Origin of the sequence: Anaerocolumna xylanovorans DSM 12503 (genome assembly GCF_900143645.1) — a bacterium.
In the GTDB taxonomy this organism is placed as follows: Bacteria; Bacillota; Clostridia; order Lachnospirales; family Lachnospiraceae; genus Anaerocolumna; species Anaerocolumna xylanovorans.
In genome coordinates this window covers 309,092-322,493 of record NZ_FRFD01000008.1, presented here as the reverse complement: position 1 = coordinate 322,493, position 13,402 = coordinate 309,092, and the positions used below count along the sequence as shown (strand labels likewise).

Here is a 13,402-nt window from a genome sequence, read left to right as displayed (position 1 = left end):
ACTAATTTCAATACATCTCATGTTCTGGTTCTATTGTATCCGCTTCATTGTCATCATCTAAATATGCAGATTTCAATACATCTCATGTTCTGGTTCTATTATATGCTGGCATATCCTCTTTTTAACGTTCTTGGAATTTCAATACATCTCATGTTCTGGTTCTATCAGCCGGAACACATAAGAAAGGAATAAAATATGAGATTTCAATACATCTCATGTTCTGGTTCTATCCATCCGCATCCGGCATAAGCTGTTATTTGTATCTCATTTCAATACATCTCATGTTCTGGTTCTATCCGCATATTTACTACATATACGAATATAGATTACTCCTATTTTCCAGTAAATTCAATACTTATCTCAAATTTTACCAGGCGAAGATATTTTTTTGTTAAAATCAAGAAAGCTTTATATTTAGCAGGTTGTCATTGTATTATCATTTTTTACCTGGTAAATATAAAAGGTTGAGTATTTTATATTCTATATAATTAAATCCTCACCTGTTTTTTTACTTGGCGAACCTAAAATGTCTTCAACAAATACATTATCATTCATTAATTTTATAATACACACAAAATCTTCCTCTTTATTAATTACGTTATTTAACTCATCCTTTAATTTGATTAATTTTGAAGGTGTCATCTCACCTCGAAAAACAGAATACTGAAAATGGGATAAATATTTCTTGCACAATTTAAAAACCTTCTGCACTCGCTTCTCATTTACATCATAAAACAAGAATGCATAATTATAATTCATGTTTTTCTTATTTGCTGCCATTACATCCCCTCCTTAACAGAGAACGGTACAAATTCTTTTCCTTCCATTAAATATTTTATTAATTTATAGCAATCCAGCTTAATCGCAGTACGGTAGCTGACTTTACGTTTTAATGATGTATGCATAAAGACCGATTCGATTCGTTCTTCAAATTCCTGTATAAAAATATTTCTGCCCTCTTCATTCAGTATGCAGTAGTTAACCTTTTTTTCAAAATGCTTTTCTACTTGCAGCTTTCTGTTATTCACCAAGTTGAATATAGTACGGAATACAATGATAGGTTTGAAAACTTCACACAAATCCAGGCTTAAGGAGAACCTGCCCTCCGTTGGCTCATGCAAAAAACTGATACGTTGGTCAAGATGGGTCTGGTAAATAGCAGATATCGTTTTGGTATATAAAAGTGTGTTTCCAAAGGATATTAAAGCATTGATTGGATTATCCGGCGGACGCTTAACTCTTTTATCAAAAATAAATTCCTCCGGCAATATATGTTTGAATTCCGAATAAAAGCGCTGCCACAAGTCGCCTTCTACTGCAAGTACGAATTTTATGGAATCTGCCCGTTCCAACAGGTCATTAAAGCCTGCTCTAATAAAGTCAATGGTGCCTTTTACTTCTTTTTTATTATGCTTATAATAGTGATATAGGACTTCATAGATATTTTCTCCAATTCCCCTTACAATGGCCTTCGCAATTACAAGGCGTTCTCTTTCAAATGCATTCACCTGCTTTATCATCAATTTTCCGCTGCTATATTGATCCCTTGGAAAAAAGGTGCCGCTATATCCTTCATAATAATTAAAAAAATGCACGATAATATGATTTCTTGATAAAAAATCAAGAAGCTTGGAATTAATCGTAACTTCATTCAAGCAATAGATTTCCCTTGTATTTTCAACTGGTATGTAAATATTCTGCTCCCCCTTGCGAAAGCACAAGGAATTGTCTTTTCTTGTCAATTCTCCCATTGATGCGATGTATCTGGTACTTCCCATTTATCTCACCTTTCCTTCTTATATACGCAGATATTAAATATAGCAATATTCATAATAGGCACATTTTTTACAAGTGGGCTTATTTAATACGACCGGTACTTCATCCCGAAGAAGCAAATCTTCAATCTCATTGATATAGTCATCAAGCTGCTTTTCGTTCTCTTCACTTAAACTGACGTAAACTATATTTTTTGCCTGCTTATTCTTTTCAACAAATTCCAGTTTTCCTTCCCTGATTACACCCTTATTCTTCAATATTTTAAGATATAATAATATCTGCCACTTACTAGCTTCCACATCGGCATCTGATTTTTTTATTTCTACCAGATATTTTGATGTTAATCCATCCAGCTTGACATTACCGATTTCTATTTCCGAATCTGCCATTTTCATTTCTTTTTCTTCATGCAAAGCTTTTCCAATTTTAACACTTTCACTGTTATCCTCTAAATTTAACCGGATTCCATGGAGATAGCACTGGCGTTTACAATGAAAATAATAATTCATTAAAGTTCCGTTTACCTGCATAATAATCCTCCCTGAATTTATTATAGTATTTCTGACTGGTTTTCTAATTTCTTACGGTCCAACTTACCATTATCAAAATATTGTTCTCCGTCTTCAATATAATAGATTTCGCCAACCTGCCTGTTGTAGGCTATAGGGATTCCTTTTTTAATGTGATAGATGAAATAACTCATTTGGCTTTGGATAATAGATTGTCTTACTTTCATTTCAGCATATTTCAGGTTTTTCTCCTGTAATAATTCCTCATAAGCCATCCAGACCTCCTTCCCTTTTAGTACCTCATCTTCTGAAACCCTGATTTCTCTTGCCAAAAATACAGGGACCTGCCGTTCGTCCTCATTAATCAGATACATTCTCTCACTCACTTCCTGCTGATTTAATCTGCCTGTCTGCTCCCAGAATTCCTGCAGATTTTTTTTAACATCCAGGGAACGATTTATCTGCTGTATCTTGTTAAATACCTCTTCATAAAATACGGCAAAGGACTTTTGTGTCAATACATCACGCATTTTTGGGGAATCCAGCGTCAATGCTTTCTCGAGTCTGACATCTCTGCCATATATTGTACGGGGTTCGTCCAACCGAAAGATATATACAATCCCTTCCTTCAAGCAAGAACGGTTTATTCTGCCCATAAACTGTTCTTCCGAATCCAGCATCGAAATATTCTTAAAACCAACATCCATATTTTGAATGTCTACCCCTGCTTCTATCACCTGAGTAGCAATTAATAAAAAGCCTGTTTCATCCGGCTCTTCTTCCAGCTCCTTTAGGATATTGTTACGCTCCATGCTGTTATCGTCTCCTGTCATCAAACGAACCTTGCAGGTGACATCCGCGTCGCAGCATATCTGACGAAAGAAATTATCAGCGGATGTTTTATATAGAAACTCGACTAATACTTTTTTCCCATCATTTAAATATTCCTTGATATATTTTGTTAACTGCTCCTCCACTTCCTGGATTTTCAATAAGTCATAGCGCAATTCCACACGGTTTTTGAATACCGGATGTTTGAAATAACGCTCACGGTCCTTTATGAGTCTTACTGCCTTCGTCTGCTCCAGGCTAAGCCGGTCCAAGTCCGGGAGAGTTGCTGACATTATGATAATCTTCATATTAAGTGCTTCTGCAAATACCTTTAAGAAGTGAATAATTTCCGTCCATATTTCATTCCGGTAGCTTTGAACCTCATCTAATATGATTACACTGTTTGCTATTTGATAAAAACCAAATCCGGATTCTCTTCTTCCGCCAAACAAAATGTCAAATAAGGTCACATGGGTGGAAAGTGTAATGGGATAATGGAAAAACTGTCGGTCCAGAAGAGCCTTTACATATTCATTTAACTCTTGCTCATTCTCCTTTGTACCGCTTTCTTTCGTATACATTTTATTGCTGTATATTGTCCCAATGGGTGTTATAGAATTGACAACCCTTATTTGTTTTAAGATGTCCTGATCCTGTCCGAATATTTTTTCCAAAGAATGCATATTTTGCTCTACCAGAGTGTTAAAAGGATAGATATACCATAACTTTTTCATCTCCGTACAAAGTTCCATAAGACGAAAGCTTAAGTTTAGAGCCGTATTACTTTTTCCACTTCCTGTGGGTGCTTCCAGATAAAATATTCTTTCTTCCTTATTCCGGATCAGTTCCCTTTCTGCCTCCAAAAATAATTCACTGCGGAGGATATTCATATTTCTTTCCTCCCACCAGCTCTCCCCCGCCTTTTCATCTTCTGTCCTTATCTTTCCTTCCTTTTTCTCTCCCTGCTGATAAGCCCGGATATTTTGCATTACCATAGATTTTCCGTAACTTTCTATAATATAGCTCATGTCCTCCAAGGTTCCATGAGAATCCAAAATATACTCATCACTGTATTCCGTAGTAGCATAATAATCCGAAGCAATCAGCAGCGAATATAGCAGCTTTTCATAAGCATACAAAAGAATGCTGCCCTCTCCGTCCTTAGGACAACATTTTTCTAGCTCTGTCCTTACTCTCTTTCCATAACCTTCCTTCATAAAATCTGCTTCTTTCGTCAGAAATTTACCAAATTCACTGACTATGATTTCCCATTTATCTTTGTAATCCTCTTTCAGGAAAAAGTCTGATATGAAGTTATCCAACTGCTCCAGGGAGCTGTGATGCCTGGATATAATATAAGCATTGACATAGGTTAAAAGCCTGAATTGGTTCCTGATTTCTTTGGCATAACTCTTGCTCTTTGGCAGATAATACTCCAAATAAAAAACTGCTGAAATCAGAGAGTGCTGTGAACCAAACTCAATCCTTCCTCTTTCTCTGGAAAATTGAGAATTCTTCATTTTATCTTTCTGAAAAAGAGGATTTAATTTGCCGATATCATGAAAGGTTATGGTATTTAAAAGCATATCCCAAAATAATTCCAGCTCTTCACTCCCACACCCATCAAGCCACTTTTTCTCAAAATTGGAAAATACCGCTTCCAGCCCTTTCTCTTTTACAATATTTTTAAAATGATATACGCATCGCTCCGTATGCTCCGCAATGGTTTCATCCTTAGAACGTTTCAGATTTTCCTCTGTCTTTTTATGCGCATAAAAGTTATATTCCGGATTCAGCATATTGCTGATAGGAACCGTTTCCCTGTTTATTAACATTTTCTCTCCTCCTATATCAGGCTGTCAAAAGGGTGCAGGCAGCTTTCAAATATGCTTTTAAAAAAGCCGGAACTCTTTGTCTGCTCCGGCCTTTACAATTTGGTATTAAAAGAATACTACTGTCTCGTCATCCGGCTGATAAACAGGACCATCATAGCCTTCAACCGGAAGGTTACTGTGTGTAAAAGTACAGTACTGATACATCTGTGTTTCCTGTTTCAATGCTACCGGAAGACTCTCTTCATATTTAAATACCGGAATACCTTCATATTCCTCTTCAAAATCGGTTATATCCCCATGGAAAACCTTTTCCTTTAAACATAAGGAATCAATCTTCTTAAAACCACTTACTTCCTTACAGTCTTTCAAGGGTCTAACGCCGGTAATGTCGGCAGGGTGGTCATTCTTCCCCAGATAGGGAAGATAGATACATCTGTGGGACAGTAAATCATCCGCCAGCTTTTTCGCCTCTTCACAGTCTACCGCCACATAGATATCCCAGGATGGATTTTCAAGCCATTGTTCTTTGACAATCAAATTCCCACCCTGCTCTTCCGAAGCGTATCCTACCGAATTGTTAAACCATTGTATTTTTTTCCGCATAAACCCATTTTCATTACGGGGAACTATTCCGAGGTGGAGTTCCTTTAACTTCTCATAAAATTCAGGGTACCCTGTTCCTTTTGTCTCCATAGAGGCATAGCCTCCATATCCCCGTATTGCACCAAACATCCCTAATAAAGCTACTTTATGAATATTTCCATAGGTAAAGGAATAATAGGTATTCACTTCCGGCTTTTTAAAAAATGCTGTCCTTCCCTTTAGGGAAAATTTTAAGATATCCATCCCTTACACCTCTTTTTGCGTAAAGATATTAAACCTCTTTGCCTCCGGGATATCCGCAACCAGCTTCGTAGTATAGGGATTATAATAGATTTCAACCTTCAGAATACTATCTGCCAGGTCTTTTAATAATGCCCCGAATTGCAGGTATATCTCATTGGCAGCTTTACTCTCCGGTCTATTTTCACTTTCTTTCTCCGCGCTTCCCTTTTCCTTAGTTATATTAGGGATTTTTTCAAACCTTACATATTCCGACAGATTCGGCAAATAAACCTCCGGTTTTGTTTCTACAAAAACTGCCAGTTCATTTTCGCAGCCTACCTTGGAATTCGTTGCGTAAGAAGTAGCGGAAGTTAATGCTGTTTTTTTAAATCTCAAATAATCCTCCTCCGTATAGCCTTCCGTTACTCCCATTTCCACATACCCCTGGTACGCACTGGGATTAATGGTAAAGGGATATACATAATGTGCTTCCTTGCTTACGATCTTGGTTCCCAAAGTGGAACTTTTCGCTTCCTCTTCCTTTTGGCTATCCTTAGAGGCATCCCGGAAGGGGGATAATATCTGCTGTTCCTCCGTTGAGGTATCTTCGTATTTATTAAAGCCCTGCCCAATCTGGACCGCTCCTGTTATTGATATATTGCTCGGCTTTTCTGCAAAGGTTGCACCAAAGTTCTTCACATCAATGGCCTTAAACAGATTTCTGATAATCTGTCCGGCATCTGTGCTTTTTGATAAATCCTCAATCTGGAACAACTGCTCATAGCGCTCCTTTAAAGAACGGGGCACCAGTGTAATGTCTTCTTTCTTCTTATCATTGGATAGCTTTAAGGACTTGATATATAAGACTTTTTCTCCTTCATTCTCCCACATTTTTTTCATAGGATATTTCAATGCCTTATCACTTCCAAATACACTTCCGTCCGAAGTTGTCTTCGGATAACCGGAAAAGTCTGCATTCCAATTTGCCATAATAGATGAAATGCCAATTACACCGTATACTCTTTTATTCATTATCATTCTCCTCCTTTTTCTCGTAAATCAGATTATTCGATATATAGCCTGCTATCAGGAAGGTATGGTTGATACTTCCCTTGGGTATATAATGGGTTATCATTGTATAAATATTATTAAACCGCGGACTCGTTACATCAATACCGTAATTGTATTTTTTGAATAAGTCTTCCAGCCTTAGCTTTAATAATTCATCTTTTTTTATTGTTAAGAATGGGTTAAACAGAGAATGCATTTTATTTTTGGATTTATTTAAGGATATAAAATAACGGATAAGCTGCCCGGCTGCATAGTAGTATTCTTCATCACTTTCTGCCTGTATATGAGCCCTTTGATTTATTTTATCCCTGATTGAACCACGAACCTCTTCCATACTATCTGCCATTTTTACTTTCCCTCCTTTTAGATATTCTAAAACAGATATATAAGCATTGAACTGGTGCTGTACTTTTTCCATATATCCATTCGAGATGGTATTTTGAATCAGATTGACAGAAACTTTCTCCATCAGCTCTGCCATGTCATTTGTATACCCCTTAAAAAACCAGTTAAACAGCCTGTTCCTTGCTATGAGAATATTTTCCTTTATTACCTCATCATTATTACAGGATATATCACCGGGGTCATTATACAGATTTCCCAGTAAAAAATTCGAAAAAATTTCCGTATTGACAATATCGCATATATCATATAGATAATTGTATTTTCCGTACCGATGTCCCTCTAATTTTTTCGTATCCAAATTTAGGATATTGTCAAACCAAAAAGACTCTTTTAACTCCGGCTGATAAAAATTAACTGTATCCATATCCAGAATGGCGGCTTCATTCTTATCTTTCCTAATTCGCAAAAAATAACCGGTAAGGGCCTCTCTTGGCGCTGCTTTAGGTTCTAACGGAACAATCTTTCCCCTAGAATCAAAGTAAACGTTATAATACCCTTTGGATGCAAGCCCCCAAAGGTAATCAAAGAACTTCTTCCGTTTCATGGAATCGCTTGTACGAAGCAGCATAGGAACCGTATATTTCCGGTTTTTATTTTCCAGATAAGGCTTCTTACTGTTAAGTCCCATATTCTCATTTGGTAATCCGTAAATATCACCGTCAATTCTAATATTATAATCGTTTTTATTAAAGAGATTGGGTAACAGATATCTTTTTCCCTCCTGCTCTATACTTACTCCATCACAGAGAAAAAATATTTTCAGATAATCCTTCCCTGACAACTCATAAGGCAGTTGAAAAATATTCTCTTTCACCCATTGCTTCACCTTCATAAGCTTTTCCTGATTAACAGGCCCAACCTCTTCTTCCACCATCTGGTATAACTCTTTGTTCCTGCCCTTGGAGTATTTCATGTAAGGGTCCGCCAGTACCTCATAATAACCGTCAATGATTTCAGAATTAAGCTTGCCGTTTGACAAACTCTCCTGCTTTATCCAGAAGCTCAGATAATTGTTAGATTGTATGATTTTTTTACTGTCCACCGGTTTATTCATATCGACCAGTGAAGAATGATAATCCAACCGGCTTATGTATACCTGTTCGGCAAAGGTTATATTTAATTTCCTGGTTTTCTTATCCAGCATTACTTCATACTGTTCCTTTTCCCGAAAACCTGTCTCTGTTTCCTCCAATATCAAATAAAAGCCGTTAGCAGGTATGTAATTATCTAAAATCAACTTGTCCACATCCGCTCCGGCATAAGTCTCAAATATGGACATACATTCATTTAACATCCTTTCACCTCCTTAGCGCAAAGCAGCATAATTCAGGAATCCGTATCCTCTGGAATTATTTTCCATTATTCCGGTTCCCAATAACATAAAGGCTATTTTTTGTGCCATTTCATTATCAGAAATATAAAGTTCAAGTTTATCCCCCAAAAAGGTTATTCCTTTATATTGATTGGCTACCGGTTTCTGATTCAGAAATTGTATACGAGAATAAAGCGTAAAACTCTCATCTATCTCCTCACCGGTCAATTGCTTATACTTTTTTATCGAATTGGCAAACAATCTCTTTTCATATTCGTCAAAGGACAGGTTCCCTTTCCAATATCCGGCTCCCCCCACTTTTATCAGAGCCGGTGTTATAGTATAGAGCCGTTCTAGGAAAAGCGGTGGAATAATCTTAACAGCTGCTACCAACCCTTTTATCGTTGGAGTCTGGCTGTTCGGGAGTTTCTGTAGAAAAAAATCACATAATTCTTTTTGTATGCACCGGAGGGAAAATGAATAAACTTTCCCTGCTTTATAACATTTATCTGCCTCCAGCTCTTTAAATCCTGACAGCACATAATTCTTGTACCGGTATGAACGGTGGAACTCCAGCATCTTGCTATCAGAGGAAAGAGCAGAGTCTACATAAGCCGAAATTTCAGACAAAATACGGTTATATGAGATGTCGGATAGTAAGTATATCTTGCAGTCAATGTGGTAAACAGTAATATTTTTCACGGTATCACCTCCTTATTTTACATTTAATAACATTATATTACCATATGCTTCCTGCATAGTCAATAATTTTTAAACGCTTATTTTATATAAACGAATAATTTACAAAATCATAATAATATTATACAATTTCAGATATAATTTAAATAGTCTCAATTTTTTATAATAGAACCTTAACAAAATTTGCATTCATTGCCAATTTTGTATTGAAATTTTATCTAAGATAAGCGCTTAGTAGAAGTCAACTGCAACCATAACATATGATGTATTGTAACTAACATTTCACTCAAAAAATTTCATACAGAAGATGATTATTATAATCTGCCAGAGAATGCACGGGTTGCTAATTTGCACTTATTTCACATAGGCATACCTTGCTTAAACACAATCCGTCACCCGAAAGCACACAAGTCTTACTAGCGATTATCCTGACCGGACTTTCACCGGTAAACTGATGACAGCATTCAGAACACACTACTTTCAACCGTTAGAGTCCGCTGATCGTACACATAAAAGAGGGATTCTGTAAATAACCGGTTACACTAGGTTTTTACAGCAATCCCTCTTATTTATTTCACTCATTATCCTTATTATGTCCCTTTAACCAGCCGATTATCTCCTCTGTCACTTCTTCTTTATTAAGTTCATTTAAAAGCTCGTGCCTGCCGTCCTTGTAAAGTTTTAAGGTAATGTCCTTAACGCCGGTCTTTTTATATATCTGATAGAGGTTTTTTACACCTTTTCCACACTTTCCTACCGGATCTTTATCCCCTGATATGATAAGCATGGGCAAATCCTTTGGCACTCTTCTTCTGTTCTTTTTCTTTTCGATTGCCATCAGTCCCTTGATGAAATCATAGAAAAATCCACCGGTAAATACTGTGCCGCAATATGGATCTTTTATATACTTATCTACCTCTTCTTCCTCTCTGGTCAGCCAGTCAAAATCAGTTCTGTTTGGACTGAATATCTTATTAAATCCTCCGAAAAGAAGATTATCCATCTTCTCACTTTTTGCCCTTCGGCCATTTTTCCTGACTTCCATAGCCGCTATCAGGTATCCGGCCTTTAGCATAATTCCCTGATTGCCGTTAGAACCGGACAGTATTAATCCGCTAAGCTCATTTCCATATTCCATGCTGTATCTTTGTGCTGCAAAAGAACCCATACTATGTCCCATCAAAAACAAGGGCAGGGACGGATATTTCTTTCGTATAATAATTGTCAGATGATGCATATCCCTTACCAGCCACAGGAAGCCATCCTTATCTGCTAAATATCCTACGTTTTCAAGCTCTCCGGCAGTCTTTCCATGTCCTCTGTGGTCATGGACATAGACAAGATAACCCTGTCCGGCCAGGGAAGTTCCAAATCTTTCATATCTTTCCGAAGTTTCCGCCATTCCATGGGCAATCTGAACAATGCCTTTAAGCTGTACATCGGGTTCCGGACATATTCGGTATCCATGTACTATAGTCCCATCCATTGACCGAAATGTGAAGTTTTCCCTCATAATATTAATACCTCCTCCAGGTATTCATAAATTTTTGTTTATAAAAATATTTTCAACCATTAAATACAGTATGTCAATGATAAAGTATGAAATAAATTATGAAAAAAGGTTTAAACTAATAATAAAATGCTTTCAAGGGAAAGAGAGGTGGTAAGATAATGAAATACTTCGAATATGATCTTTGGATGGATACAAACAATGAAATAGACAGTAAGCGTCAGGCAGCCCTGGAAATATGGGAGGAAAGAGCCAGACTATACGTAGAAGAATATTTAGAGGCTAAAAAATATTTGTCCAAAGCCTTTATAAAGGCCTATGAAGGTAATTTTGGCTTTCGGGGCTGTTATTTATCCGGCCTCCTCTTATCAGGCGCTGACCGGAAAGGTGTTCTGACCTGTAAGCTCCTGCTGTCCGATTTGGTTGACAGCTGGCAGCTTACTTACTCCGGCCTGGAAGCTCTTAATTATCATCCTGCCAAAGAGGAAGGTCCTTTTGCACTGCCTAGCGGATACATGACATTAGAATTTAGTGAATTGCTTATTGTTAATGAAGAAAAACTCTCCCATGAGTTTCTTTTTTCAAACGGTTCCACCCTACTGGTACACTTCTTAAGAGTTACCGTAAAGAAAATCAATCAGCCATAAATCAGAAATACTATCCAGTAACAAATAACGGTTTAAGTTGAAATAGTTTTTTGCCAGGTCTAAAACAGCAGAATCTGCCGTTACCACACATTCTAAACTTTTAAGAATTCTGTCTACTTCATTAATGCAGTAAACCTCTGTGATAAAGGAGTATTTCGCCAGCCCCTCTTTTATCAGCACACTTAACCTGCCGGAATTGGATACCGGTGCATCCAGATAGAAAACAGCTTTGCCGGCTCTTTCTTTATCAAGAAAATCTCCTATCATATTGACTGCCTTCACGGTCTTATCTATGGGATGATAGGTTCCCCGAAGCCCTGCAAGATCCCTTAGACACCCATCCTGGCACAATATAACAGGGGAGCCGGAGAGGGCAACCTCCAGTGTGATAATCGTATTAAAGCCATCAATATTTAAGGTCTTATCCCTGCAGCCATCAACTATTTCCTTGGCCTTTCGGCTTCTGACCGCCTCTTCGGAAGCAGCCCAGCGTATCAGAGCGATACGCTGCCTTTTGGATAGTCTGTAATGGTTACAGACAAAGGTAACCGCTCCCTCTATATGATAGCCCTGATTCAATAAATAGCATATATCACTTCCCGCCCTGGAAAGTGTGGCAAGCGCGTCCTTTCCAAATTCTTTTTCATCCTCCGGAGCATATCCTCTTCTTAGCTGTTTTACCATCCGTACTTCCTTTCCTGTCATATCAGATGCCAAAACAGCATCTTTCTCTGTATCTTATGCCCGTTGTCTGCAAAATACGGTATTCCCTTCAATAATCGTCCTTTGTATTTCAAAGGAATCATTAAAAATTACAATATCGGCATCCAGTCCCTTTTGCAGGCTGCCCTTTTTATCGTCAATTCCCAGGATCCTTGCCGGATTTTTACTAATTAATCCTACCGTTTCTGCAACGGATAGACTTGTGTGCTTATAAAAGTTATCCGCCGCCCTGTTCAGTGTTAAGATTGAACCTGCCAGCTTACCGTCACCTAATCGTATTGTTCCATCCTTTACATAAAAATCCCTTCCCTGGTAATGATAGACTCCCTCCTCTAAACCTGCCGCAAAGATAGCATCCGTAATTAGGGCTATGGATTCCTTTCCTTTATTATTTAATAGTAACTGAAACAGCTCTTTGTTTACATGAATCATATCTGCCACTATATCCACCGAAACAGGCTGCAATAATGCCGCTCCGATGATACCGGGTTCTCTATGGTCAAAATGCCGCATTGCGTTAAAAATATGTGTACAATGAGAGGCTCCTTCATATATAGCTTTTTGTGCTTCTTCAAAAGTTGCATTTGTGTGTCCCATTGCCATAATGATATCCGAATTTCCCTTGATCGTTTTCAAAAATTGATTGTTTTCATCAAGCTCTGGCGCATAGGTAATCATTTTAATAATATCCTTATGACAAAGGATATCCCCGGTATCCGGATAATATAAGTTTTTTTCATCATGGGCTCCCCTATATAAGCTGCTGATAAAGGGTCCCTCCAAATGAACCCCCAATATGCTTGCACCTGTGGCCTTTTTTACTTCACCCTTTATTAGCTTTAGGATTTCAAGCATATCATTTCGGGGTTCTGACACCAAGGTGGGTAAAAATCCCGTAACACCGAACTCCGGCAGACTCTCACCAGTCTTATGGATTGTCTCCCTGTATTCCAAAGTAAAACCGTTCCCTTTAATACCATGGATATGCATATCTATAAAGCCTGGCGAAACATAGTTATCTTCCGCATCAATTATTTCAAAGGAATCTGAAACACAACTCTCTATTCCTTCAATCTCATTGTCAAATACCAGTACCTTATCCTTTATAATCTTATCTTCCAAAATTATTTTTCCGTTTATTATAGCTTTCATATATGGATACCCCCGCAGTATGATTTCAAAAGCCGGTATTACTATATTATGAACTCCGTTCATGATCTTTAGCTCCGGTCGGAATTTCGGAGCAAGCTCCAAACTCC

The 13,402-nt window shown here is 37.6% G+C and carries 12 protein-coding genes and 1 CRISPR repeat array; of the genes, 1 reads left to right on the top strand and 11 read right to left on the bottom strand.

Features of this window, described 5'->3' with window-relative positions:
• Positions 1 to 4 precede the first annotated feature (4 nt).
• A CRISPR array of direct repeats spans positions 5 to 296; the repeat unit is 30 nt; unit sequence ATTTCAATACATCTCATGTTCTGGTTCTAT.
• Between the two features lie 184 nt (positions 297 to 480).
• From cas2 to BUF11_RS14960, 9 genes are all read right to left on the bottom strand, one after another.
• Positions 481 to 780, bottom strand: a complete 300-nt coding sequence (cas2, locus tag BUF11_RS15000; RefSeq protein WP_073589654.1) for a CRISPR-associated endonuclease Cas2 — start codon at positions 778 to 780, stop codon at positions 481 to 483.
• Complete coding sequence (cas1b, locus tag BUF11_RS14995; protein WP_073589653.1) at positions 780 to 1,778, bottom strand: type I-B CRISPR-associated endonuclease Cas1b; 999 nt, start codon at positions 1,776 to 1,778, stop codon at positions 780 to 782. The genes cas2 and cas1b overlap by 1 nt, the downstream gene beginning before the upstream one ends.
• 33 nt (positions 1,779 to 1,811) lie before the next feature.
• Positions 1,812 to 2,306 carry a CRISPR-associated protein Cas4 gene (gene cas4 / locus BUF11_RS14990; protein ID WP_073589652.1) on the bottom strand — a complete coding sequence of 165 codons (495 nt, stop codon included), beginning with the start codon at positions 2,304 to 2,306 and terminating at the stop codon, positions 1,812 to 1,814.
• A gap of 20 nt (positions 2,307 to 2,326) precedes the next feature.
• Complete coding sequence (locus BUF11_RS14985; RefSeq protein ID WP_073589651.1) at positions 2,327 to 4,951, bottom strand: CRISPR-associated helicase/endonuclease Cas3; 2,625 nt, start codon at positions 4,949 to 4,951, stop codon at positions 2,327 to 2,329.
• 105 nt (positions 4,952 to 5,056) lie between these two features.
• A complete protein-coding gene (gene cas5b / locus BUF11_RS14980; protein WP_073589650.1) occupies positions 5,057 to 5,797 on the bottom strand; it encodes a type I-B CRISPR-associated protein Cas5b in 741 nt (246 codons plus the stop codon).
• A 3-nt stretch (positions 5,798 to 5,800) separates the two neighbouring features.
• On the bottom strand, positions 5,801 to 6,808 hold the full coding sequence (locus tag BUF11_RS14975) for a type I CRISPR-associated protein Cas7 (protein WP_073589649.1): 1,008 nt from the start codon (positions 6,806 to 6,808) through the stop codon (positions 5,801 to 5,803).
• On the bottom strand, positions 6,801 to 8,546 hold the full coding sequence (locus BUF11_RS14970; protein ID WP_073589648.1) for a hypothetical protein: 1,746 nt from the start codon (positions 8,544 to 8,546) through the stop codon (positions 6,801 to 6,803). The genes BUF11_RS14975 and BUF11_RS14970 overlap by 8 nt, the downstream gene beginning before the upstream one ends.
• Positions 8,547 to 8,558: 12 nt before the next feature.
• Positions 8,559 to 9,266, bottom strand: coding sequence for a CRISPR-associated endoribonuclease Cas6 (locus tag BUF11_RS14965; protein WP_084558679.1), 708 nt, complete (start codon positions 9,264 to 9,266; stop codon positions 8,559 to 8,561).
• A 571-nt stretch (positions 9,267 to 9,837) separates the two neighbouring features.
• Positions 9,838 to 10,776 carry an alpha/beta hydrolase gene (locus tag BUF11_RS14960; RefSeq protein WP_073589647.1) on the bottom strand — a complete coding sequence of 313 codons (939 nt, stop codon included), beginning with the start codon at positions 10,774 to 10,776 and terminating at the stop codon, positions 9,838 to 9,840.
• Between the two features lie 158 nt (positions 10,777 to 10,934).
• Here BUF11_RS14960 and BUF11_RS14955 point away from each other — a divergent pair, with 158 nt between their 5' ends.
• On the top strand, positions 10,935 to 11,420 hold the full coding sequence (locus tag BUF11_RS14955) for a hypothetical protein (RefSeq protein WP_073589646.1): 486 nt from the start codon (positions 10,935 to 10,937) through the stop codon (positions 11,418 to 11,420).
• Here BUF11_RS14955 and BUF11_RS14950 read toward each other — a convergent pair.
• On the bottom strand, positions 11,385 to 12,104 hold the full coding sequence (locus tag BUF11_RS14950; RefSeq protein ID WP_073589645.1) for a DUF434 domain-containing protein: 720 nt from the start codon (positions 12,102 to 12,104) through the stop codon (positions 11,385 to 11,387). The genes BUF11_RS14955 and BUF11_RS14950 overlap by 36 nt on opposite strands.
• Positions 12,105 to 12,158: 54 nt before the next feature.
• A complete protein-coding gene (nagA, locus tag BUF11_RS14945; protein ID WP_073589680.1) occupies positions 12,159 to 13,295 on the bottom strand; it encodes an N-acetylglucosamine-6-phosphate deacetylase in 1,137 nt (378 codons plus the stop codon).
• Between the last annotated feature and the right edge of the window lie 107 nt (positions 13,296 to 13,402).